Genomic DNA, 24,841 nt, shown 5'->3' with positions numbered 1-24,841 from the left:
AGGAGACAGATGACAGATACTACATGGGTAAAGGTGCTGATGGATTGGTCAGCGCAGCTGGAAAGGGAGCTTCCCTGGCGGGAAAAATCTCCCCGAGATCCATACAGGGTATGGATTTCAGAGATTATGCTGCAGCAGACAAGGACTGAGGCGGTAAAACCATACTTTAATACATGGATGGAAAAGTTTCCCACAGTGCACGCACTGGCGGAAGCTTCAGAGGCAGAGGTCCTGCATGCCTGGCAGGGACTGGGCTATTACAGCCGGGCACGAAATATTCATGCGGCGGCCAGGGAGATGGACAGCCATTATGGAGGCCGGGTTCCAGATGAATTAAAGGTGGTGGAATCGCTGCCTGGAATCGGAAGCTATACCGCAGGGGCCATCCTGTCCATTGCCTATGGCAAGCGAACCAGTGCCGTGGATGGGAATGTACTTCGTATATATGCCAGACTTTACGGAATTGAAGAGGACATACTGAAGGCTAAGGGGAGACGGCAGGTGATGAACTGTGTGGAACAGACCCTGCCAGAAGATGCCGGTTCATTTAATGAAGCCCTTATGGACCTGGGACAGGAAGTATGTATTCCCCGGTTTCCCCGGTGCAGCGAATGTCCGATAGCTTCCTGGTGCAGAGCGCACAGGGAGGGAAAAGAAAAGGAACTGCCGGTGAGGACAAAAAAGAAAAGGCAGGAAACTCTTTATCTGGCTGCCGCATTGATTTTGCGCCATGGTGCATTTCTGATGCATAAAAGACCTGAAAAGGGAATGCTGGCCTCTATGTGGGAATTCCCTATGGTTCTGGCACACACACCGGAGGAGGCGGAAAGGGAGCTTGGCAGGCGCTGGAACTGCCGGCTCGAAGGTCCGGTATGGAAACACCGGCATGTATTTTCCCATCGGATATGGAATATGAATGCCTATGTGGCAGCCCCGGCGGTCCAGGAGCCAATGGGGAAAGACTATGCATTTTTTACACCGGAAGAATACAGGAATATACCGCTTGCCGGTCCGCATGCCCGGCTGGCAGCCTGGGCGGAAAAGCTGGTTTTGGAATAAAGGGGTGAGTACAGGATGGCACCGAATTATATGCCCAGTATGAATTTCTTTTACCGGCTTATTGCCATATTTTCTTTGCTGGGGCTGGCCAATGGGCTGCTGTTTATGGCTTCCATTCGAACCAGACGCTCTGTCTGGCAGGGAATGGGGTTCTGTCTTACGGCAGCCGCAGGAACGGCATTTTTCAACTGGTATACTTTTGCCTATATCCACTACGGGCAGTGGATGCTCTGGGTTGCCTATCTGGCGGTAGGTATAATGATAGCCTCTCTGCTGATTGCTCCATTTTTCTTCCTGCTGGCGGTTTTTCGCGCGTTCGGGAAAGGCAGGAGGATTATAGGACGGCTGGCCTGGGGTATTACCTGTCTAGCCGTACTTTTCGGTACAACTGGCGCCATTAGGGGAAATAGGCAGGAAGTAACCGAGCATGTGGAGATTTCATCACCTGAATTACCTGCGGCCTGGGATGGATTTAAAATTGCGGAGATTTCAGATACCCATGTCGGTCCGTACTATACCAACCGGAATCTTCCGGAGGATTTTCTGATTGCGCGGCGGGAAGGGGCTCAGATGATTGCGTTTACCGGTGATCTGATTGATGATGTCCGAGTGATGCCGGAAACAGCCCGCATACTGACAGGGGAAAACGGAAACTTTCCATACGGGATTATTTTTGTATGGGGAAATCACGAATATTACCGCAATAAGAAATATATAGCGGATGAACTGAAGACGACGCCGGTAACTCTTCTGCAGAATAATCATGTAGTGCTTACCAGGGGCGGAAAGGCATTATATATAGCCGGCACGGATTATCCTTTTGCTGCCGATGAACGGATGCGGATAACTAAAGAACGGAATATGGCAGATAAGGCGTTTTCCGGTATACCGGAGGGAGCTCCGGTAATTCTTCTGGCGCATCATTCCGATTTTATACGGGAAGGGATCCGTCATAAGGCCATAATCACACTCACCGGGCATACCCATGGGATGCAGACCGGATTTATGGGACAGCCAATCCTTACTCCTTATGTATATACCCGTGGACTGTATCGGGCGGGCCCTTGGTATGGATATGTATCCCGCGGCACGGGAGGATGGTTCCCGTTCCGGTGGGGATGCAGCCGCGAAATTACCATAATTACGCTGCGGCGGAAAGGATAGGGCCGGGCATGCGTCAAAGAATAATTCTATACTGGGGAATACAAATTTAATATAGAATTTAATGGAACTACATTTGCATTTTTCGATATAGTGGTATATGATAAGTACAGGTTTAAATCCGAATTATTTCTGTCCATATTCGGACAGAACAAATGGTTATTATATGATGTTGAGTAAAGGAGAGGTAAACATGGCTTACAAGACAATTTATCCATTTACTAATGAAACACTTAAGGAATATGCAAATCATACCGATGCAGAACTGGAACAGGCAATTGCTTCCGGTCATGCACTGTACAAAAAATGGCGTCGTGAAAACAATCTGGAAGAACGCAAGGCTCAGTTGCACAAGGTAGCTGATCTGCTTCGTCGTGATGCAGACAAATATGCAGAAACAATTACCAAAGATATGGGTAAGCTGATTGGCGAAGCAAAGGGCGAAGTTCTTCTTTGTGCGGACATTGCTGATTATTATGCAGATAAGGCGGATGAATTCCTCAAGCCGCAGGTACTGGAAACCGCAGCTGGCGAAGCTTACTATATCAAGCAGTCTATCGGTGTAATTTTTGCAGTAGAACCATGGAATTTCCCATTCTATCAGGTTATGCGTGTATTTGCACCGAACTTCATTGCCGGCAATCCGATGCTGCTCAAGCATGCTTCCTGCTGCCCGGGTTCCGCAGTTGCCTTTGAAGATCTGGTACGCGAAGCCGGTGTAGAAGAAGGCGCATTCAAGAACCTCTTCATTTCCTATGAACAGGTATCCAAGGCCATTTCCGATAAGCGCATTGCCGGAGCCTGCCTGACAGGTTCTGAACGTGGCGGTGCTTCCATTGCAGAAGAAGCTGGCAGAAACCTCAAGAAGTCTTCCCTGGAACTGGGCGGTAATGACGCATTCATCGTTCTTGATGATGCGGACATGGATGAAGTTAAGGCGGTTATGAATTTTGCCCGTCTTTTCAACGCAGGTCAGGTATGCACTTCTTCCAAGCGTTTCATCGTGACTGAAAAGAATTATGACCGTTTCGTACGCGATCTGGTAGAAGTATTCTCCCAGGCTAAGTGGGGCGATCCAATGGATCCATCCACCACGCTGGCACCGCTGTCTTCTGCACAGGCGAAGAAAGATGTGCTCAAGGCTATTGATGTGGCAGTAGCTAACGGCGCCGTTGTTGAATATGGCAACAAGCCGATTGACCATCCAGGCAATTTCGTAATGCCGACCGTCATTACTGGTATTGATAAGAATAATCCGCTTTACAACAAGGAAGTATTCGGACCGGTAGGCGAAGTATATAAGGTAAAGGATGAGGCAGAAGCCATTGCTCTGGCTAATGATTCCTCTTATGGCCTTGGCGGAACCGTATTCTCCAGCAATCTGGACCATGCCCGTGAAGTGGCTGCTCAGATTGAAACCGGTATGTCCTTTATTAACTCCGGATGGACATCTCTGCCGGAACTCCCATTCGGCGGAATCAAGAATTCCGGTTATGGTCGTGAACTGAGCGAACTTGGTTTCACAACATTCATTAATGAACACCTGGTATTTACACCAAAAGCTGTTGTTGAAAAGCATAAGGCATAACAGAGAGTACATGTCAGATTCAGACATATATTTCCGGGGATGATACCGGGAATACAAAAAAGGTAAATGAGACCTATCCGGGTCTCATTTACCTTTTTATTTTGGATATATGGTTCAGGAGTTTTTATTTTCCTGTTCTGCCAGAGCCGTATAGTAGGCAATCTGTTCCTGATTGTACAGAGATTGCAGAGTATGAATCTCCTGAAGGCTGTCATCCTGGGAAGAATCGGATGATCCGGCCGGGGCAGGGAAAGCTGTGGGGGAAGCGGCGGCAGGCGATGTCTGAGGAGCGGGGGTGGACACCGACAGGGAGGGGAAAGAACTTCGCATGCGCTGAAGCTGGTTTTTCGCATTTAACCGGATCTGCCGGGCCTCAGCCTGCTGCAGGGACATGGACTGCAGCGGAGAGGGATGGGTATCTGTCCCGGAGATACGGGAGGTCAGCCGGCTCTGGTTAATCAGGAAACGGCTCTGTTTTTCCCGGGCCTGGATAATGTTCTGATTAACCTGGGCAGAGGGGCTGCTGAGAGCTGCCAGGGCCGGAGTGCAGACCATCAGGGGCAGCAGAAGGAAACTTATACGGGCTATGCTGGAAAAACGTAACATGGCAATCACTCCTTTACTTTTGATAGGGCAAGTATAATGCCTGCGTGTATACATCCATTATAAGGCAAAAAATATAAGCAGAAAAGGACTGTGAAAACATGAGAAACATCGTGTTTTCACAGTCCTTTTTCCTTCATCTGTCAGCCATTATACAGTCCGGTCTGGATAAGAGAGTCACGCAATCCTTCACGGAACAGGGTGGCACCGCCATTGGCAGGGTGGCGGAGTCCGGTTACCTGATAGCCTGCACCGGTAAGTGTCTGTTCACTCTTCCGTCCAATGGCGTAGACGGGAAGCGGACCGGTCAGTTTTAACAGTTCTTCGGTAAAAAAGAGACCGTCCTGGAGTTCTGATTCTGTGGGGGTACGGTTGCTCAGCGCATGGTCTTCCTTATGCGGGTGAAATGGGAAAATATTCCAGAGCAGAAAATCATTAGGCCCCAGCCCCGCAGAAAGGGCCGCATTCCATACTACGGTGTCAGTAGGTTCATTAAATCCCCTGGTACGCTGCGTTTCTCTGGGAATAAACGGGCTGTCTCTGCGGCTTGTACGTTTCCCCTGACAGCCAAGGACCATCTGGGAGTCTACATAGGGATGCTCATTAAGAATCATTCGTTCGCAGGTCATGGCGATACCGGTAAAACGGCCGCCCTGATATCCGCAGGCCTCGGCAATCAGAAGGATACGCGCGTTTTCAATGCGGTGAATCAGATACCGGGCCAGCTGTTTCCGGCGGATAGAACGAGCAGAAGCCACATCATAATCCGGGTCATAATCTGCCCAGGGATTAAATACGTCCGGGTGATGGTAATCAGCTAGTTTTTCAATAAATAATTTTACTTTATGCATTTCACGAAAATAGTTCATAGGTTCTCACTCATTTTTTATACTGATAAATTGAACCGGAAGGGAAGGTTTCCACAGGGATAAAATCCCTGCGCATGTTCCAGCGGTCAAACAGCTTCAAATTGCTTCTGGAAACATAAAGGTAAACCGGTTTGTCTCCGGTCAGTGACTCCAGATGGGTATCCGGAAGGGAAGGCATGGTATATTTTTCATTCCACAGAGGATTTCGTTTCTCCGCATCCGCCACAGAAGGTACCAGGCGGATGGCCGTCTCTCCCGTATAGTACGTATAGGAAGCACTATAGGAGGAGAAAAACAGGTGATAGCCAGGCAGGCTGTGGAATGACTGAGCCATCAGGATACCTGAGCGGGTGGAAAGATAAGGGCCGAGGCCGGTGGAAACCAGACAGATATACAGTGCGGATATACTGAGGCTGATGGATAAGATCAGCTTTTTCGTATTTCTGAAACTGTATACGCAAAGACTGATGGACAGCAGTGCCAGAATGTAAAAAGGAGTCCAGCTGGTGCCTTTTAAGGCCAGGGTTCCACCGCTTAAGGCTATAACCATGAACAGGGCAGGTAATAAGAGCAGACAGTGGAATTTACGCGTTTCTGACAACTGCGGAATGGCGGTTGCGGCCAGAAGTATGGCAGGAATGACAGCGATATAGGTGTAGGTTACGTATTTAGTGGCCATCAGGGTATAGAAACCAATGGTACCCCAGCACCATATCATGAGAAATCGGTATAGTGGCTGGTACAGAGTCTGCCGGCGGAATGTTTTCATCTGCAGGAAGGAAAGCCCGGTCCATGGGAGAAGGGATACCGGAAGGAGGATCAGATAATAATACCAGTGATTGTCTTCCGGATGTTCTGAGGAGGTAGCACGGACTACATTGTGCAGTCCCAGGAACTGACTGATAAAATCAGTTCCGTGATAATAAATCATGGCACCATACCATGGTGTGGCGATAAGGAGAAAACAGAGGATTCCCTGCCAGGGGAAGCATCGCCTGACCATTTTCCATGAGCGCATGGAGGCGCACCAGAGAAGCAGCAGCAACCCGGGGAGTACCAGGCCGACCGGTCCTTTGGTAAGGCAGGCCAGAGCGGCCGCGGCATAGGCAATCACCATATGTTTCCGGCTGTTCTCATTCAGCCCTATGAAAGCGGACAGCATGGTGGGAATGGTAAAAAGGAAAAGAAGCTGATCGGTAATGATAGCATGGGAGACAATCCAGAATTCCAGCGAAGTGACCAGGAAAAGACTGGCGCAGACGGCCGCTTTCTGGTTATGGAGAAGACGCTGGGTATAGGCACCCAGTAAGGCGGCGGACAGGGCTCCGGCCAGCACGGAAGGCAGGCGGGAAGCCAGGCTGGTAAAGCCGAACAGACGGTAAGAGGCGGCGGTAAGCCAGTAAATCATAATGGGCTTATCATACCAGTAATGTCCGTAAATAGTAGGGGAGAGCCAGTTTCCTGATTCTGCCATTTCTTTGGCAGTAAGCGCATAATTGGATTCTACCGGGTCGGTGATGGGAAGATATTGATTTCCCCAGAGGAGAAACAGAAAGCTTACCAGGAAAATGATAATCCATAACCGATTATTTTTCGTTAACTTCAATGGGTTTTCCTCCTTTTATAAAAAAACAGGCGGTATCTTCCTGCCAGAGCAGATGAAGATCTTTTTTCTGTTCTTCCGGCCAGCGGGCGAATGATTTTTTCTGAACCAGAATATAGGAGCCGGAAGGGATACGCAGGTTGGTGCTATCCCCAGGGAGATAGACCCCTTCACTGGCATTCGTCCGCGCATTCTGTTGTTTATCGGCTGAATATTCTGGAAGCGGATGGCCATATATATTCTGATAAAAAGCAATAGAGGGCCGGTAGAATGAATCAATGTATACGGAACTTCCGGAAGGCAGTTCACGGTGCAGCCGGCTTCCTATGGCATACGATGTAAAACTGTGAGAGACACTGGATGCGAACAGTATCCATACGGAAAGGATAAGGGCAGCGGCTGACAGGTACTGCGCTGTCCTGAACAGGAAGAATCGCCGTCTTGCCAGCGCAAGGACGGAGATGGTTCCCAGACCGGTCATCATGATGAGGATTCCTATCTTAACGGCAGGACCTCCGTCCGGCATAATCGGAGCCAGACCGAGGGCGGCCACAACCAGAAGGAAGAAGAAGGCATGAGAAATCTTTACATACAACGGTACAGCACCCGATTCCTCCATATCTGCAACCGCACATCCGGCAAGAAGGGATAATGCGGGGTACATGGGAAGGATATAGGAAAACAGCTGTGTAGATGACAGGGAAAAGAACATAAATATGAAGCCGGCCCATACCATAAGATACAGCATGACTTCCTTATGCATCCATTTCCGGATAGAAGCGAAAATGGCAGGGATGGCAGCCACCCAGGGAAAGAAGCCGGCGGCCAGAACTACCAGATACATCCAGATATGATCTTTTCCTGCATGTTCAGGTGCTACAAACCGGGTGATATTGTGATATCCCAGAAACGTATCAATAAAAGGGGCGCCATGAATGATTCCCATATAGATAAACCATGGAAGACCGATAAGACAGGCTAAGGGGATGCCCCATGTCCAGTGAAGGGACATGATGTTTTTCCAGGTGAATTTTCGTGAAAGTATCATCCACAAGGCGACGATAAGGGCCGGAAAGGCAAAGCCTATGGGACCTTTGGCGAGCAGTGCCAGACCACAGGCAATGTAGGCAGTCTTATACTGCTTCTTCAGGAATGACACCAGTGCAATGGTAAGGCTCAGCATTAAGGTGGCATCTGTTACAGCACTGCGGGCCAGAATAATGATTTCCAGGGCGGATGTAAATATAAAGGCACCATACCGGGCCCTCTTTTCCCCAATCAGGGAAATGGAGGAACAGTACAGATAGATGGATGTTATAAGGGTGGCCAGTACAGAAGGCAGACGGGCTGACCAGGTGGACAGACCGAACAGCTTAAAGGATATGGCTTCCAGCCAATAAAAAAGAGGTGGCTTATCGTACCAGAATTCTCCGTAAATGCGGGGAGAGAGCCAGTCGCCGGTCAGCAGCATTTCTTTGGCAGTTTCCCCGTACACCGGCTCATCCGGGTCCAGCAATGGAATCAGCCCCAGATACGTTCCGTACAAAAGTACCCCGAAACAAAGTAACAGTAAACAGGTCTTTCTTTTATTAGACATATTATTTTATTTTTGCTTTCTAAAAAACAGGTAGATGATGATCATCATGCCTACGAACAGAAATGCTCCAGCGGCAATTTCTACCTTATATAATAACAGAGTTTCCCAGTTTTCCCCCAGGGCAGAACCGATATAGACCAGCAGCATGGTCCAGGGAACAGTACCTGCAATGGAAAATAAGATGAATTTTCTGAGATTGTATTGGGCAATACCTGCGGGAAGTGAAATAAACGTACGGATTCCCGGAAGAAGACGGCCGGTGAATACAGCCAGTCCGCCAAAATTCTGAAACCAGGAGTCGGCGGCAATCAGCTTTTTTGTGGTTAACCCGCCTTTGGTACTGAACTTCAGAAGGATTTTGCGTCCGCCCTTATAGCCCATCCAGTAGGAGAGCAGAGAGCCGGTCAATCCGGCAGCTGTGCCGACAAGGATAGTAGGCCAGAAGGCAAACACGCCTTTAAATACCAGAAATCCGGCAAATCCCAGTACGATTTCACTGGGGATAGGGATGTTCATATTTTCCAGAGCCATGATAATGAATAAGGCAAGATAACCCCATTCCGTTAAAAGTGATGTAATGAAATCCATAAAATCCCTTCATTAGATTATAACAGCCACCAATGCAGATTCAGCGGTTGGTGCTTAAAACTACAACAGCTCCAGTATAAATAACAGAGTTAAATAAATGTTAAAGCAGTGATTAACAGTGAAAAAAGCATCACAATCTGCTCATGGCTATGCTATATACCTATATACTATACAATGATTCATGACAAAAATCTATGGAAATGGGAAATGGGGCAGAGGGGAAAGTAAAATAAAGAATGGGATAAGTGTATACGTGTGCATAAAAATTACATATTTGTGCATAAAAATAATTACAGAAATATGCGGACTGCGTGAAAACAGGTACAGGGAAGTTTAGTGAAAACTACGCAAACTAATCAATAAACATCGAAGGTTGTAACGGGTACAACCTTTACAGAAAGAAAGGAAAATCAGGGAAAATATGAATAAATAAACGGAAAATAAAATTGAAAATTATTCATAAACGCTCATAAAAATACTTGACATAGGGTAGTGGCTCTGTTAGTATTGTGTCATCAAATTAATTCGCCTTACTGTTCAGCAAGGAAATAGTCATTTGTGGAGATGAATCATATGAAAATGGGAAAAACTGGTAAGTGGATGGTAGCCGCTGGTCTTGTAGCGGCAGCAGCAATTGGTCTTGCAGGTTGTGGAAGCTCTTCAGATAGCAGTGCAGCATCTGAACAGGGCAAGGTTATCCGTGTAGGGGCAGAAACCACATTCCCGCCATTTGAATTTGTTGAAAATGAAAAGTATGTAGGCTTCGATCTCGATCTGGCAGATGCAGTCGTCAAGCAGATGGGTGCTAAGATGGAATTTAAGAGCATGGGCTTCGACGCACTGATTCCGGCTATTCAGAGTAACCAGATTGATCTGATTGCTTCCGGTATGGACGCAACTCCGGAACGTGCTAAGCAGGTTCTGTTCAGCGATCCGTACTTCACTGAAAACGGATATGTCATCCTGGTTAAGAAGGACAACAGCAATGTTAATGACTGGGGCGACCTGAAGGGCAAGGTGGTTGGTGCCCAGGTAGGTACTGAATCCGTAAAACTGGCTCAGGAAAATGGAGCAAGCCAGGTTAAGCAGCTCGACTCCAATGCTCAGGCATTCATGGAACTGAAGGCAGGAACGGTAGATGCGGTAATTCTTGACCGTCCGGTAAGCATGTACTATCTGAACAAGGGAGCTGATAAGGACGTCAAGATTGTCGGCACTCCAAAAGACGGTGCTCCGATGGTATTTGCTATGAGCAAGGATAATGAACAGCTGCAGAAGGATGTCAATGCCGCACTGAAGGAACTGAAGGACAACGGCACATATGACAAGATTCATGCTAAGTGGTTTGGCGCTTCCAGCAAGTAATACCAGTAAAAAAGCAACGGGTTATGCCGTTGCTTTTTTTATTGGCGGAAAATTTTCCGGTAAGCGGGGATATCAGAAAGGGATATAGAAAATACCGGCATTTTTTAGTGGGCGGCGGTTTTACTTATAGACTAAAATAGTTTAGAATAGTACCGTACAGTCAGAGGATTTAAGCGACTTTAAGCTAAAGTATATATATTATTTAACCGATCAATGAGGTGATCATATGAGCGAACTGCTTCGCATAGAAAATTTGCATGTTTCCGTTGGAGAAAAAGAGCTCCTTCACGGCATTAACCTCACCGTGAATTCTGGAGAAGTTCATGCCATCATGGGGGTGAACGGTGCCGGAAAGTCGACGCTGCTACACACCATTATGGGAAATCCAGCCTATACGGTTACTGAGGGGCATATTTTTTTCAGAGGGGAAGATATTACCGACCTGACCACAGATAAGAGGGCAAGAAAGGGCATATTCCTTTCTTTCCAGTCCCCCGTGTCAGTGGCAGGGATTACTACAGAGAATTTTATACGCACGGCTAAATCCATTATCAGCGGAAAACAGCAGAGATTGTTTCCTTTCAAGCGTCTGATGAAGCAAAGAATGACAGAACTGGCTATGGATGAATCCTATGCCGGACGCTATCTGAATGATGGATTTTCCGGCGGAGAACGAAAGAAAAATGAAATCCTTCAGATGAGGATTCTGGATCCGGCTCTGGCTATGCTGGATGAAACCGATTCCGGGCTGGATGTGGATGCTGTACGCATTGTAGCGGATAACATTCGTAAATATCATACTGAAAATAACGCGCTGATTATGATTACGCATCTGAATCAGCTGCTTAAGTTTGTTCCTCCGGATAAGGTCCATGTGCTAATTGGCGGACGTATTGTGAAAGAGGGCGGCGCTGAACTGGTGGATGAAATTGAAGACCATGGGTTTGATGCCTTTAAATCCGAGGTGTAAGTGATATGGCGGATACAAAGAAAAGAAGCGAAGTCAGCGATATCAACCGCAGCATATATGATATAAAGGATGAGGTCAGCTATTCCTATAAGGCGGATACCGGACTGACGGAAGAGATAATCCGGGAGATATCGGCTAAGAAGGAAGAACCGGAATGGATGCTGAAGAAGCGCCTTCAGGCACTGAAAATCTATAACGAGCTGGATATTCCGCCATGGATGCCCGATATTTCCGAACTGGATATGGGGCACATTGATACGTATGTCCGTCCGAAGACAGATATGAAGGCCCGCTGGGAAGATCTGCCGGAAAATATCCGGGATACATTCGATCGTCTGGGGATACCGGAAGCGGAGAAAAAATCTCTGGCCGGAGTCGGGGCTCAGTATGATTCCGAAGTGGTATATCACAACATTCAGAAGGAACTGGAAGAACAGGGAGTTATCTACGTCGATTTTGAGACGGCGGTAAAAAAGTATGAGCATCTGGTCCGTCCTTATTTTGGAACATTGATTACGCCATCCTATCATAAGTTTGCGGCGCTTCACTATGCCGTGTGGTCAGGCGGTTCCTTTGTCTATGTGCCAAAGGGTGTTCATGTGAATATGCCGCTTCAGAGTTATTTCCGGCTTAATGCACCGGGGGCAGGGCAGTTTGAACATACGCTTATCATTGTGGAAGAAGGGGCAGACTGCCATTTCATCGAAGGCTGTTCCGCTCCACGGTACAATGTAGCCAATCTTCATGCCGGTGCGGTGGAACTGTTTGTAAAAAAGGGAGCCACCCTGCGCTATTCCACTATTGAAAACTGGTCCAAGAATATGTATAACCTCAACACAAAGAAAGCGGTTGTTGGAGAGGGCGGACATATGATCTGGGTAAGCGGGTCCTTTGGGTCCCATGTATCCTGCCTGTATCCGGATACGGTTTTGCGCGGGGATAATTCCACCTGTGAATTTACAGGGATTACCTTTGCCGGTAAAGGGCAGTGCCTGGATACCGGAGCTAAGGTGGAAGCTTACGGTAAGAACACCAGCATAAATATCAATTCCAAGTCCATTTCCAAAGGCGGCGGGGAAGCGGTTTACCGGAGTGTAGTACATATCGGACCGCATGCAGAAGGGGCCAAGGGCGCCATCAGCTGCGAATCCCTGATGCTGGATGATGAATCCCGCTCAGATACGATTCCGGACATTATCATTGAAAACGATGATATTGATCTGGGACATGAAGCGACAATCGGACGTATTCCGGATGAGGATATTTATTATCTCATGAGCCGCGGACTGTCAGAGGAAGACGCCAAGGCCATGTTGGTCCGTGGATTCGCTGAACCGATTTCCAAGGAACTTCCACTGGAATATGCGGTGGAAATGAACCGTCTGATTAATCTGGAATTTGAAGGGGCTATAGGCTGAGGAGGAAATAATGGATAAGATAAAAGTAAATACACTCCCCAGACTGACGTACCGATATACACATACCAATGAAACGGTGCTTGATTTTGCGGGAAGCAGAAACAAAGCGGAACCTGAATTTTCCGATATGACCTATGTCTCTGAAGGAGGTTCTCTTCCGGATTCCTTCAAGGGAGCAGCGGAGGAGCTGGTACAGACAGCGGCAGCGGGAAAACATTTTCAGATAAACATTCCGGACGGAGTGAAGACTGCACTGTCTGTCCGGCTCAATCTTGAGCATGGAACAGAAGATTTCTGCGGTACATTCTCTGTCTCTGTTGGTCAGGGATCGGAACTGAATCTCATCTGGATATGGGATGGGAAGGAAGCGGGAGGGCAGATTATCTCTGCCGCCTGTTATGAAGTACAGGATGGAGGGAAGCTGAAAGTATCCATCCTGGAAAGAAACCTTCCCGGGGCGGTGCTTGCTGATCAGAGACACGTAATCCTTCACGAGGGGGCGGTCTGTGATTTCGCGTCGGCCCTTCTGGGAGGGGAAAAGGTTATCGTTCACAGCACAGGCCGGCTGGAAGGCCGTAAGTCAGATATGACAGAAACCGCTGTTTATGCCGCCAGCGGCACGCAGCATGAAGATTTATTCTATCACCTGGAACATGTGGGGAAAGAGACGAAAAGCCATATTGATGTGAAGGGCGCCCTGGATGACCATGCTAAAAAGGTGTTCCGTGGAACATTGGACTTTAAGCATGGATGCAGCGGTTCACAGGGGGATGAAGGCGATTACGCTATACAGCTTAGTCCTAAGGCCAGAAACATATCCCTCCCTCTTCTGCTTTGCCGGGAAGATGATGTTATGGGGAACCATGCCTCCAGTGCCGGCCAGCTGGATGAACAGATTATTTACTATTTAATGAGCCGTGGGTTTTCCAGAGAAGAGGCTCAGCGTATGGTCATTGAGTCTATGCTGCGCCCACTGATTGACCGCATGGACAGCAGCCTGCAGGATGAGGTGCTGGAAGCGGTAAACCATGCATTGGATGCAAAGGAGAGTTTATGAATACAGAAATAATCAGAAAGGACTTTCCGATTCTGAAGCAGGAAGTTAACGGGCATCCGATTGTTTATTTTGACAATGCGGCAACTACCCAGAGACCGGAACCGGTACTTCGTGCCGTTTATAACTACGATATTACCGGAAATGGAAACCCGCATCGCGGGGCCCATGTACTGGCCATTTCCGCCTCTCAGGCGTATGATGGCTCTAAGGAAACGGTAAGGGATTTTATCCACGCAGCCAGTGTGGAAGAAATTATATACACCCGAAATGCTACAGAAAGCCTGAATCTTATTGAGAGGTCCTATGCGGAAACGCATCTGAAAAAGGGGGACCGCATACTTATTACAATTGCGGAGCATCATTCCAATCTGGTGCCATGGCAGCGTGCCTGCGAAAAGACCGGAGCGGAGCTCGACTATATCTATGTGGATAAGGAAACAGGGCACTTCAGGGAAGAAGATCTGGCAAAGATTGATGATCCCAGGGTAAAAATCTTTTCCTTTGCTCAGGTAAGCAATGTACTGGGAATTGATTTTGATCCCGTGCCTCTGATAGAAAGGGCGCATCGCCATGGGGCCATAGTCATCATGGACGGGGCTCAGGGGGCACCGCATAAGCACACGGATGTACAGGCTCTGGACTGTGATTTCTACACTTTTTCCGGACATAAGATGTGTGCATTGACAGGTATCGGGGTCCTTTACGGAAAGAAGGCACTGTTGGAAGAAATGGAGCCGTTTCTGCGCGGCGGGGATATGATTGAACAGGTGAAGGAACAGGAAACGACCTTTGCACCGCTGCCGGCCCGTTTTGAAGCGGGAACGCAGTATACGGAAGGGGCGGTATCCCTTGCGGCGGCAATCAACTATCTCCAGCACATCGGCTTTGATTTCATAAGAGAGCAGGAAAGAAAACTGACAGCCCGCGCGCTGGAAGGAATGAAACAGATTTCGTTTGTGCATATTGTCGGACCGGATAATCCGGAAGAAAAGGAAGGGCTTATCGCCTTTACCGTGGACGGGGTCCATCCGGAAGATGTGGCACAGATTCTTTCTGCCGATGGAATCTGTATCCGTACAGGGCATCATTGCGCAGAACCTCTCCATACTTATCTCGGAATTAATTCGACCTGCCGGGCAAGTTTTTATTTCTACAATACAGAAGATGAAGTAGATTATTTCCTGGATAAATTAGCACAGGTACGTAAGGTTATGGGGTACAGAGATTAATGGATATCAAGCAGTTATATACGGATCTGATTCTGGAATATAATCAGGATGCGACCAATCGCAGAACAATTGAGAACCCTACAGTACATGAACATGGACATAATCCTAATTGTGGGGATGATATTGATATTTCCATGGTCGTGGAGAATGGGGTAATTAAGGATATTGCGTATACAGGAAGCGGATGCGCTATCAGTCAGGCCTCGACAGCTATGATGATGGAACTGGTAAAGGGACGTACACTGGAAGAGGCCAGACATCTGGTAAATCTGTTCCTTGGGATGATCCGCGGTGATGTTACTGATGACAGTCAGCTGGAAGAGCTGGAAGCGGCATGCACACTTAAGGATATTTCCAAAATGCCTGTACGTGTAAAATGTGCTGTGCTGGCCTGGCATACCCTGGATATGATTCTGGACAGGCTGGGAAAGGATAAAAAGAAGTAATCAGAAAAGCTCATCTCAACGGCAGATGGGCTTTTGCTGTCAGAGTGACCTTTACAGGAGCTGAAATTGAAAGAATTTACCGTAGGGAAAAAGGATGATGGTCTTCGCGTTGACCGGTTTCTTATGAACAGGATGCCGGAACATTCTAAGATGTTCCTTCTTAAGGCGATAAAGACAAAGAAAATCCGGGTCAATGGAAAACATCCTAAGAAAGATGACCGTGTGCACAGCGGGGACAAGGTGGTTTCCTATATTCTCAATGAAGGGAGGAAAAAGGAAAGGACCTGTCATTTTTCCGTTGTATATGAAGATAAGTATGTGATTATTGTCAATAAAGAGGCCGGAATCCTGTCAGAAGATCTGACGGGAAAAACGGACAGTACACTGGAAAATGAAGTGAATGACTGGCTGAAGGAACGGGGAGAACGTGCCCGGCTGTGTCATCGCATTGACTACAATACCTCCGGGCTTGTGGTACTGGCTAAGAACCGGCACAGTCTGGATGTTCTCAACCGGATGTTTAAGGAACGCCGGGTGAAAAAGACCTATGTATGTATAGTTTCCGGATGCCCGGAAAAGAAAGAAGGGCGGCTGGAACATTATCTGACAAAAAATGCCAGGGAAAGTCTTGTTCATGTCAGCGAACGGCCTTCCGCGTCGGCTAAAACCGCCAGTATGGAGTATCGCGTTTTGGCAAGCAACGGGAAGCTGTCTCTGGTAGAGTGCCGGCTGGAAACAGGGCGCACGCATCAGATACGCTGCCAGATGGCCTTTACAGGACATCCGCTGCTTGGGGATAATAAATATGGGAAAAAGAATCTGAATAAGGAATACCATGAGAACCGGCAGCTGCTCTGCTCCTGCAGAATAGCTTTCCCGGACGTAATCCATGATCCGGAACTTTCCTGTTTGCAGGGGAAGACCTTTCAGATAAAGGATATTGCGTTTGTGAACAGATATTTTCCCGGATGTTTATGAGATAAGGGGGATATATGATCTGGATTTCCATTGTGGATAATTCTATGGGTATGCTGTTCAATCACAGAAGACAGAGTCGTGACCGCGTGCTTGTTCAGAGAATCCTTGAAATTACCAGGGGGCATGCGCTCTGGATGAATGCCTATACGGCGTCTTTGTTTGAGCCGCTTTCACCGGGAATCCACGTGGACGAGCGGTTTTATGAGCGGGCGGCCTCAGGTGAATTTGTTCTGGCAGAGACCATTCCGCCCGGAGCCTGCGAAAAAGAGATTGAGAAAGTGATTTTATACCATTGGAACAGGGATTATCCGGCGGATACCTATTTTGACCTGGATCTGACAGACTGGAAGATTACGCGGACGGAAGAGTTTCCTGGATTTTCTCATGACAAGATAACGGAGGAAGTATACTGCAGATGAAAAAGAAGATATATGCACTGCTTGCGTCGTTTATGCTGGCTGTATCCATGCTGCTTACCGCCTGTGGGAATGCGGATGCCATTGCCGGCAATATTGCCAGTCAGGTAAGGGAAGAGGTATCACAGAAGAAACAGCAGGTGGAAGCTGCCGATTCGGTACCGGATGAAACAGGGAGTGTGGATTTATCTCAGATTCCTGAATTCAGTGGAAAGCCCTATGTGGTAATCAATGGGAACAAGCCGTTCTTTAAGACCGATGAATTAACGGCCCAGTCGTTTGAATCCTATGGCAATCTGGATAACCTGGGACGATGCACCGCCGCCAAGGCCAGCGTCAGTCAGGATACGATGCCGGAAGAGAAACGGGGCAGAATAGGAAACATTAAGCCAACCGGATGGCATACCATCCGTTACAGCTTTATCAATGGCCGGTATCTGTATAACCGATGTCACCTCATTGGTTATCAGCTGACCGGAGAAAACGCAAATCCTAAGAACTTAATTACCGGAACAAGATATCTCAACGTCGATGGAATGCTTCCTTTTGAAAATATGGTAGCCGACTATGTTAAGGAAACCGGAAACCATGTGTTATACCGCGTAACCCCTGTATTTAAGGGCAATGAACTGGTAGCGCGGGGCGTACTTATGGAAGCGGAATCGGTGGAAGACCACGGAGAAGGTATCATGTTCAATGTATATTGTTATAACAATCAGCCAGGGGTAGATATTGATTATGCTACCGGCGAGAGCCAGGCGGCCCGATAGGAAGGACCGGGGAGTGTATGGTGCACGGATTCAGGAAAATGCCTGGGGATTGCCATACAGATAGATATAAGACAGGACAGAGAACATGAAATATTTTGCAATAGATTTTGAAACTGCGTCGCGTGAACAGGTAAGTGCCTGCTCGCTTGGCATTGTATCTGGTGGGGATGAAGGGATACAGGACAAATGGTATGAGCTGATTCGCCCACCGGTTATGGATTTTGATGATGGATGTATCCGGATTCATCAGATACATCCGGAAGATGTGAAAGATAAACCGGAGTTTCCTTCCTACTGGGAAGAAATTGCCAGATTGCTGGAAGGACAGGTAGTGTTTGCTCATAATGCTCCTTTTGATATGGGAGTACTGGCAGGGACCATTGATTATTATGATCTGCCGGATATCCACTTCTACTGGGGAGACACGGTTACTTTATCCAGACGTCTGTGGAAAGATATGCCAAATCACAGACTGAATACGGTGGCCGGAATCCTTGGCTTCTCTTTCCACCATCATCAGGCACTGGCTGATGCGGAAGCCTGTGCCTTTATAGTGAAGAAAGCGCTGGAAGAGACAAAGGCCGCATCGCTGTCAGAAATGATGGAATCCGTGGGACTTACTCTGCATCCATTTTCCATAAAAAGGACACATAAACCGGTATCGTTATTTTAGGAGGAGCCATGTCATACGGAATCATACAGGTGCCCCGCGGGCGGCTTAAAATCTGCGCAGAGAATGGATGTATAATCCGCTGCGGATGGACAGAAGAGGCGCTCAGGGAATCAGAAGATCCCCTGATCCGGGAAATGGCGGATCAGATCAGGGACTATTTTCTGGGAATACGTACTGAATTCACAGTGCCCTGCCGGCCGCAGGGGACTGATTTCGAGAAAAAGATATGGACATGTATCGCGGAAATCCCTTACGGTAGAGTGGCTACGTATGGAGAAATCGCGGAAAAGGCAGGACACCCCGGAGCGGCCCGTGCTGCAGGAAGGGCTTGCGGGCGCAATCCCTGTGTGATTATTATTCCCTGTCACAGGGTAGTTGCCAGACATGGGGATGGCGGGTATACCGGAGGAATGAAATATAAATATGCCTTATGGAAAACAGAGCATATAGACAGGAGAAGGAAGGGAAGAAAAGAATGATCGATTTTCATGAAGTACTTGCACATATGAATACCAACCAGCGGATTAACTATGATAAGGTGTTTCAGCAGATGGAAAAAAGCTGGCAGCAGGAAGGCGTTCGGCCCAGAATACTTCTCCATTCCTGCTGCGGCCCCTGCAGTTCCGCTGTACTGGAAAGACTGGTAAAGACAGCGGACGTCACGGTATATTACATGAATCCGAATATTCATCCGGAAGCGGAATACCGGAGGCGGGAATATGTGCAGCAGAAACTTATACATAAGTTCAATGCGGCGCGCGGAACCGATGTCCATTTTCTGGCCGCGCCGTATGACCCCTCTTCGTATTTTGAGGCGGTAAAGGGACAGGAGAATGAGCCGGAAGGCGGAGCAAGATGCCGAAGCTGTTTCCACCTGCGCATGCTGGCTACGGCCAGAAAGATGAAAGAACTGGGGTTTGATTATTTTGCGACGACACTGACCGTAAGTTCATATAAGAATTCGCAGGTCATCAATGCCGTAGGGATGGACATAGAAGAGGAAACCCGGATTGCCTACCTGCCCAGTGATTTTAAGAAGCACAATGGCTATCTTCGATCCACAGAACTTTCTGATGAATTTGAGCTGTACAGACAGCACTACTGCGGATGTATCTTCGGAGCCAGGGATCAGGGAATTGACCTTACACCGGTTAACGAAGAAGCCAGACAGTTTATGGAGACGCATGACGCGTCCAGGGATTTTCCGGAACTTCGGAAGCCGGATGAACTCTGAGCCGGGCAAGTAAAAAGCGCATATACAGAATCTGATGTTCTGTATATGCGCTTTTATGTTGTCAGAAATCAAGGAGCAGTTCCACATACCGCTTAAGTGTAGTCATGTCAGTATACTGAGTGATAAAGGAATCTGTCTCATTGGCTTCCAGGATGATAGGGAACTCTATGGCAGAGAAAATCTGCATACTCTTAAGTTCCAGGTCCCTCCGGTTTTTAAGATGGGTCATTTCCGCTACATTTCGAATGACCTTGTCCCAGCACTGATTGTGCAGGAGCGTAAGGTAAATGAAATAGGTATCCTTGCTCTCCGCAGAGGAAGGATGGGAAATGGAATGAAAGAGAGCCGGGTGTTTTCTCGCCAGCTGGAAATAGGCCAGAATATACTTGGTAAGACGTTCTTTGGGCGTAAGCCGTGGATCATCCAGATAAGCAACGATGTTTTCGAAATTGCCCATCATATAATCCAGAGCATATCCGATAAGCTCTTCCTTGGATCCAAAATAATATTTTATCGAAGCAATATTAACCCCGGCTTCCTGGGCAATAACCCGTACAGTGGCGGCCTTGAATCCCTTTTCTCTTAAGATTCTGGCGGTGGTTTCAATCATCCGCTGACGGATTCTTTCTCCTTTTCCTGTAAGGTTTTTACTCATAATGCAGATCCTTTCGTGGTGGCAATGACTTCGTGGAGAATAGCGCTTTCATCTGATTCCGGAGTTTCCTCTGTAAAGGAATTAAGCATCAGTTTCAGACGGTTCAGCTGATTGACCTGACTGGCGCTGGAATCGCAGTCCAGAGAAAGGAATACAGCTTCCGGATACGACTGATGGAGCTTGTGAATCATCCCTTCGCCGGTTATGTGGTTAGGCAGGCAGGCAAATGGCTGGAGGCATACAATACCTCTTGCGCCATGAGCAAGCAGGTCAATCATCTCTGCGGTAAGGAACCAGCCTTCTCCGGCACGGTGTCCCAGAGATAAGTAATGAGATGCCTTTTTATACATGGTGCCGATAGGGGTCAGCGCATGGAACCGGCGGGATTGCTTAATTGCCTTTTCATAAGGGCGGCGATACCATTCGATAAGTTCACGGAGGAATGTGTCCTTCAGATCCTTCAGCGCGCTTCCGCCCATATATTTATGCTGGAAACGGCTGTCCAGAAGGCCATAAAGAAGGAAGTCAATCAGGCCGCCGGCCTCGACTTCTCCTCCATTCTGTTCAATGGCGTGGAAAATATCATTGGAAGCAATAGGGCTGAATTTAACATAAATTTCACCAACCACTCCGACCTTGGGCTTTACTGACTGTTCTGCAGTCAGCGGCAGATGATCGAACTCAGAAATCATATGCTTCAGAAGCTGACTGTATGTGCGGTAAGTGAACTTGCCGTGGGAGCTGCAGTCAATGAATTTCTTCTGCCAAGCCTTAACCAGCCGGTCGGCTGCTCCCGGAAGCGCTTCATATGGACGTACCCGGAGGAGACATTGCATCAGCGCATCCCCGAAAATCAGAGCCCGGATGATACGCCGCATGAAAGCGGGCGTAAGTTCAAACCCCGGTTGTCTGTCCAGCCCCTGCATATTAAGGGAAATAACCGGAATCTGAGAAAATCCGGAACGTGCAAGGGCGCGTTTGAGCATGCCGATATAATTGGATGCTCTGCAGGCGCCTCCTGTCTGAGAAAGCATAACGGCGGTTCTGGATAAATCATATTCTCCGGACTGGAGCGAGCGAAGCAGTGAGCCGATGGTAATGATGGCCGGATAGCAGGCATCATTATTTACTGAAGCCAGCCCTACATCAATATCCTTACGCACTGGCGGAATGACTTTAAGCTTATACCCGGAGGCACGGCCTGCCGCTTCCAGAAGTGGGAAATGTACGGGTGACATCTCCGGAACGAGGATGGTATATTCTGCGTTCATTTCCGGCGTATAGATAGGATGGGAATACATAATAGGGGCGACCTTCCCGTCCCCGTAAGTCCGGTTGGAAATAGCGGCCTTCAGAGAACGGAGACGGATGCGCACAGCGCCAAGGTTCAGCCCCTGGTCAATCTTAAGGGCTGTGTACAGCCGGTTCCTCTGGGACATGATTTCCTGTACCTGATCCGTTACGATGGCATCGAGGCCGCAACCGAACGAATTAAGTTCCACCAGCTCCAGATTCTTATGCCGGGTTACAAAGTCGGCTGCCTTATAAAGGCGGTTATGATATGACCACTGATTTAGCACTCTGAGGTTTGGAATTTCCCTGTTCAGCATGGAAATCCCATCTTCGGAGAGGACGGCCATTCCCAGCTGGTTAATCAGGTCAGGGATGCCGTGATGTACGGTAGGATCCAGATGATAGGGTCTGCCAGCCAGTACAATTCCGGTGAGGTTCTTTTCCTGTATCTCATGGAGGATCGACAGCGTCTTTTCCTTCAGGTCCTGACGATACGACTCCTGTTCTTTACGTGCAGCCTGGATGGCGTTTCTGATTTCTGAATGGGAAACCGAAAGGAAACGCAGGGCTTCATACAGACGGCGGGCCAGTACCTTTTCGTTCTGCATAGGCAGGAATGGATGAAGGAATGGTATATTTTTCTCAGAGAGAATGCCATCCATATTGGCGGCAATGGTTTCCGGGTAGGAAGTGACCATTGGACACATGAATGTGTTTTCACTGCCTTCGTCTGGTCCCTTATCCACACAGGGGTACCAGATGAAGTCCGGATGGCGTTCCAGCAGCCGGTAGATATGGCCATGTACCAGTTTGGCCGGATAACATTCAGAGTAGGAAGGGATGGTTTCCATCGCTTCCATTGGCATATCCCGCATATCATAGGGCGAAAGAATGACTCGAAGACCCAGTCTGGTAAAGAATGTGTGCCAGAATGGGTAATCCTCATACATGTTAAGCACTCTGGGGATACCTACCGTACCCCTGGAAGGGTGGGCAAGCGGCCGATAAGAAAACAGGCGGCGCATCTTCCAGCGGTACATATTGGGGAGACTGGAGTGAGGAACTGATTTCCCTGTCAGCGCCAGAGAGGCCCCTCGTTCACAGCGGTTACCGGTTACAAATGCCCTGCCATCAGAAAAGCGTGTGACCGTAAGCATGCAGTGATTACCGCAGCCAGGGCAGCGCTGAATGTGGTTATCCATGGTGAGGGTACGGATGATTTCCGGCCCGGCCAGGGAGGAGTGATGATCAGATGCGAAACGATCCTGCGCCAGAAGAGCCATTCCATAAGCGCCCATAAGCCCGGAAATATCCGGACGTATTACCTGGCAGCCCAGCAGATTTTCCAGTGCTCTCAGTACGGCGTCGTTATAGAAGGTTCCTCCCTGTACGACAACCTTATTTCCCAGTTCCGACGCATCGTGAAGGCGGATTACCTTATACAGCGCATTTTTGATAACAGAGTAAGACAGGCCCGCAGAAATATCAGCAACGGAAACAGCATTCTTCTGCGCTTCTCTTACACGGGAGTTCATGAAAACGGTGCAGCGGGAACCTAAATCGACAGGATGCTCCGCAAACAGGGCAATCTTTGAGAATTCCTGGATATCCATACCCAGGGAGTGGGCGAAGGTATCCAGAAAAGAGCCGCAGCCGGAAGAGCAGGCTTCATTCAGCATAATGCTGTCAATAGAATGATTCTTAATGCGGCTGCACTTCATATCCTGTCCGCCAATATCCAGAATGGTAGTCACATCCGGGCAGAAATGAACTGCGGCACGGTAGTGGGCAATGGTTTCCACTTCGCCCATATCCAGGTTCAGAGCTGATTTTATGAGGTCTTCCCCATATCCTGTTACTCCGGTTCCGGCAATGTGCAGGCCGGAAGGCATCAGTTCATACAGCTGGGAAAGGATTTTCTTAGCCCCTTCCAGCGGGGTGCCGTGATTACTGCTGTACCACTGATACAGCAGATGGCCTTTCTCATTGATGAGGGCAGCCTTGATTGTGGTAGAACCGGCATCAATGCCCAGCCAGGCAGCCCCTCTGGCATCCGCCAGCGAGTCGCAGGGAACATGATGGGCCGCGTGGCGCTTCCGGAATGCCTCATAGTCTTCTTCGGAGCGGAACAGCGGAGGGAGGGTCTTTACTTTGGAGTTTTCCGAAAGGTCGGACTTATGTATGGATTCCAGCCATGGATCCAGCGCGAAAGGCTTATTATGCATACCGGCCAGCGCACTGCCTATGGCTACATACAGTTCGCTGTGTTCCGGAAGGACTGCGTTTTCCGGAGAGAGATTCAGCGTGTTGGTAAAGCAGGCTCTGAGGAATGGCTGGAATGTAAGCGGACCGCCAAGGAATACGACTTTTCCCTTGATAGGGCGTCCGCAGGTAAGTCCGGAAATTGTCTGGTTGACTACTGCCTGGAAAACGGAGGCGGCAATATCGTAACTGGTTGCCCCGTCATTAAGCAGGGCCTGTACATCCGTTTTGGCGAATACGCCGCAGCGTGAAGCGATAGGATATATGTGCTCCGACTGCTGGGCCAGTTTCTCCAGACCTGCAGCATCGGTAGAAAGCAGAGAGGCCATGCGGTCGATAAAGGCCCCTGTACCGCCGGCACAGGCACCGTTCATCCGCTGATCGACACCATTTCTCAGGTAAGTGATTTTTTCGTCTTCACCGCCCAGTTCAATGATGACATCGGCGTCAGGAATAAATGTGCGGACCGCTTTGGTCTCCGCAAGGATTTCCTGATAAAAAGGAATCTGAAAGCGGGAGGCAAGTCCCATACCGCCGCTACCGGAGATGGCAGCGGTGATCCTGTGACCGGGGAATCGTTTCTGGATTTCGTCCAGTGTGGAAAGTACGGCTTTCTTTATTTCAGACATATGCCGCACATACGTGCCCCAGAGCAGCTCTTTGCATGGAGAAAGCACTGCTGCTTTGATTGTGGTAGATCCGATATCTATACCCACATGAAGTACTGGGTTCATAATGTCTCCTTACTGAATACAGAACAATTAAAACAATTAAAATTGATAAATGATATAGAGAAGAAAAAAGATTCTGCCTGACGGAGTTATGTTGAAACAATGGTTTATTCCCAGGAGAATCCTATTGGATATAAGGTTAATAAAATATAATGAATATTATCAGTATGATAGCACTTTTTGAATCATGTAGCAATTAATAAAAATCAGCTGGAGATTTCGATGAAATCTGATTAATTTATATGAATTAAAAGTGGAGAAATAAACAGAATTCAA

The 24,841-nt window shown here is 48.3% G+C and carries 22 protein-coding genes; 15 read left to right on the top strand and 7 right to left on the bottom strand.

The genetic code is table 11. The features are described from left to right. Nucleotides 1-9 precede the first annotated feature (9 nt). The 3 genes from mutY to BLQ79_RS00455 all read left to right on the top strand — a co-directional run bounded on the left by mutY (nt 10) and on the right by BLQ79_RS00455 (nt 3,808). The gene (gene mutY / locus BLQ79_RS00465) at nt 10-1,059 is read left to right on the top strand and encodes an A/G-specific adenine glycosylase (protein WP_091362687.1); all 1,050 of its coding nucleotides are present in this window, start codon (nt 10-12) and stop codon (nt 1,057-1,059) included. A gap of 15 nt (nt 1,060-1,074) precedes the next feature. Beyond that, nucleotides 1,075-2,223: a metallophosphoesterase gene (locus tag BLQ79_RS00460; RefSeq protein ID WP_091362685.1), complete on the top strand. Its 1,149-nt coding sequence runs from the start codon at nt 1,075-1,077 to the stop codon at nt 2,221-2,223. Between the two features lie 190 nt (nt 2,224-2,413). Then, nucleotides 2,414-3,808: an NAD-dependent succinate-semialdehyde dehydrogenase gene (locus BLQ79_RS00455; protein ID WP_091362683.1), complete on the top strand. Its 1,395-nt coding sequence runs from the start codon at nt 2,414-2,416 to the stop codon at nt 3,806-3,808. Nucleotides 3,809-3,922: 114 nt separating this feature from the next. On the opposite strand, the gene BLQ79_RS00450 is transcribed toward BLQ79_RS00455, so the two are convergent. The 5 genes from BLQ79_RS00450 to BLQ79_RS00430 form a co-directional block, all read right to left on the bottom strand. Next, on the bottom strand, nt 3,923-4,414 hold the full coding sequence (locus BLQ79_RS00450) for a hypothetical protein (RefSeq protein WP_091362680.1): 492 nt from the start codon (nt 4,412-4,414) through the stop codon (nt 3,923-3,925). A gap of 140 nt (nt 4,415-4,554) precedes the next feature. After that, complete coding sequence (locus BLQ79_RS00445) at nt 4,555-5,280, bottom strand: uracil-DNA glycosylase (RefSeq protein WP_091362678.1); 726 nt, start codon at nt 5,278-5,280, stop codon at nt 4,555-4,557. A gap of 10 nt (nt 5,281-5,290) precedes the next feature. Beyond that, complete coding sequence (locus BLQ79_RS00440; protein ID WP_091362676.1) at nt 5,291-6,886, bottom strand: ArnT family glycosyltransferase; 1,596 nt, start codon at nt 6,884-6,886, stop codon at nt 5,291-5,293. After that, nucleotides 6,867-8,429, bottom strand: coding sequence for an ArnT family glycosyltransferase (locus BLQ79_RS00435; protein WP_234944875.1), 1,563 nt, complete (start codon nt 8,427-8,429; stop codon nt 6,867-6,869). The genes BLQ79_RS00440 and BLQ79_RS00435 overlap by 20 nt, the downstream gene beginning before the upstream one ends. Nucleotides 8,430-8,486: 57 nt before the next feature. After that, a complete protein-coding gene (locus BLQ79_RS00430; protein ID WP_091362671.1) occupies nt 8,487-9,068 on the bottom strand; it encodes a DedA family protein in 582 nt (193 codons plus the stop codon). Between the two features lie 573 nt (nt 9,069-9,641). On the opposite strand from BLQ79_RS00430, the gene BLQ79_RS00425 reads away from it, so the two are divergent. The 12 genes from BLQ79_RS00425 (at nt 9,642) to BLQ79_RS00370 (ending at nt 19,624) form a co-directional block, all read left to right on the top strand. Further along, nucleotides 9,642-10,433, top strand: a complete 792-nt coding sequence (locus BLQ79_RS00425) for a basic amino acid ABC transporter substrate-binding protein (RefSeq protein ID WP_407388233.1) — start codon at nt 9,642-9,644, stop codon at nt 10,431-10,433. A 226-nt stretch (nt 10,434-10,659) separates the two neighbouring features. Then, nucleotides 10,660-11,403, top strand: coding sequence for a Fe-S cluster assembly ATPase SufC (gene sufC, locus BLQ79_RS00420; protein ID WP_091362669.1), 744 nt, complete (start codon nt 10,660-10,662; stop codon nt 11,401-11,403). Nucleotides 11,404-11,408: 5 nt separating this feature from the next. Then, nucleotides 11,409-12,821 (top strand): Fe-S cluster assembly protein SufB, encoded by a 1,413-nt coding sequence (sufB, locus tag BLQ79_RS00415; RefSeq protein WP_091362667.1) that lies wholly within the window; start codon nt 11,409-11,411, stop codon nt 12,819-12,821. A gap of 10 nt (nt 12,822-12,831) precedes the next feature. Then, nucleotides 12,832-13,878 carry a SufD family Fe-S cluster assembly protein gene (locus tag BLQ79_RS00410; protein ID WP_091362665.1) on the top strand — a complete coding sequence of 349 codons (1,047 nt, stop codon included), beginning with the start codon at nt 12,832-12,834 and terminating at the stop codon, nt 13,876-13,878. Beyond that, complete coding sequence (locus tag BLQ79_RS00405) at nt 13,875-15,107, top strand: SufS family cysteine desulfurase (protein ID WP_091362662.1); 1,233 nt, start codon at nt 13,875-13,877, stop codon at nt 15,105-15,107. Before BLQ79_RS00410 ends, BLQ79_RS00405 begins: the two co-directional genes overlap by 4 nt. Beyond that, nucleotides 15,107-15,553: a Fe-S cluster assembly sulfur transfer protein SufU gene (sufU, locus tag BLQ79_RS00400; RefSeq protein WP_091362660.1), complete on the top strand. Its 447-nt coding sequence runs from the start codon at nt 15,107-15,109 to the stop codon at nt 15,551-15,553. The genes BLQ79_RS00405 and sufU overlap by 1 nt, the downstream gene beginning before the upstream one ends. A 66-nt stretch (nt 15,554-15,619) precedes the next feature. Next, complete coding sequence (locus tag BLQ79_RS00395; protein WP_091362658.1) at nt 15,620-16,531, top strand: RluA family pseudouridine synthase; 912 nt, start codon at nt 15,620-15,622, stop codon at nt 16,529-16,531. A gap of 14 nt (nt 16,532-16,545) precedes the next feature. Beyond that, the gene (locus BLQ79_RS00390; RefSeq protein ID WP_091362656.1) at nt 16,546-16,950 is read left to right on the top strand and encodes a hypothetical protein; all 405 of its coding nucleotides are present in this window, start codon (nt 16,546-16,548) and stop codon (nt 16,948-16,950) included. Beyond that, entirely contained in the window at nt 16,947-17,717 is a 771-nt protein-coding gene (locus BLQ79_RS00385) for a DNA/RNA non-specific endonuclease (protein ID WP_091362653.1), read from the top strand. Before BLQ79_RS00390 ends, BLQ79_RS00385 begins: the two co-directional genes overlap by 4 nt. Before the next feature lie 85 nt (nt 17,718-17,802). Then, the gene (locus BLQ79_RS00380; RefSeq protein WP_091362650.1) at nt 17,803-18,390 is read left to right on the top strand and encodes a 3'-5' exonuclease; all 588 of its coding nucleotides are present in this window, start codon (nt 17,803-17,805) and stop codon (nt 18,388-18,390) included. An 8-nt stretch (nt 18,391-18,398) separates the two neighbouring features. Beyond that, nucleotides 18,399-18,869 carry a methylated-DNA--[protein]-cysteine S-methyltransferase gene (locus tag BLQ79_RS00375; protein WP_091362648.1) on the top strand — a complete coding sequence of 157 codons (471 nt, stop codon included), beginning with the start codon at nt 18,399-18,401 and terminating at the stop codon, nt 18,867-18,869. After that, nucleotides 18,866-19,624 (top strand): epoxyqueuosine reductase QueH, encoded by a 759-nt coding sequence (locus BLQ79_RS00370; protein WP_091362645.1) that lies wholly within the window; start codon nt 18,866-18,868, stop codon nt 19,622-19,624. Before BLQ79_RS00375 ends, BLQ79_RS00370 begins: the two co-directional genes overlap by 4 nt. A gap of 61 nt (nt 19,625-19,685) precedes the next feature. Here BLQ79_RS00370 and BLQ79_RS00365 read toward each other — a convergent pair whose 3' ends face one another. Next, nucleotides 19,686-20,279 (bottom strand): TetR/AcrR family transcriptional regulator, encoded by a 594-nt coding sequence (locus BLQ79_RS00365; RefSeq protein WP_234944874.1) that lies wholly within the window; start codon nt 20,277-20,279, stop codon nt 19,686-19,688. Then, on the bottom strand, nt 20,276-24,568 hold the full coding sequence (locus tag BLQ79_RS00360; RefSeq protein WP_091362641.1) for an acyl-CoA dehydratase activase-related protein: 4,293 nt from the start codon (nt 24,566-24,568) through the stop codon (nt 20,276-20,278). The genes BLQ79_RS00365 and BLQ79_RS00360 overlap by 4 nt, the downstream gene beginning before the upstream one ends. Between the last annotated feature and the right edge of the window lie 273 nt (nt 24,569-24,841).

The organism is Dialister histaminiformans (genome assembly GCF_900103425.1).
Classification (GTDB): Bacteria; Bacillota; Negativicutes; order Veillonellales; family Dialisteraceae; genus Allisonella; species Allisonella histaminiformans.
This window is presented reverse-complemented; position numbering and strand designations above follow the sequence as displayed.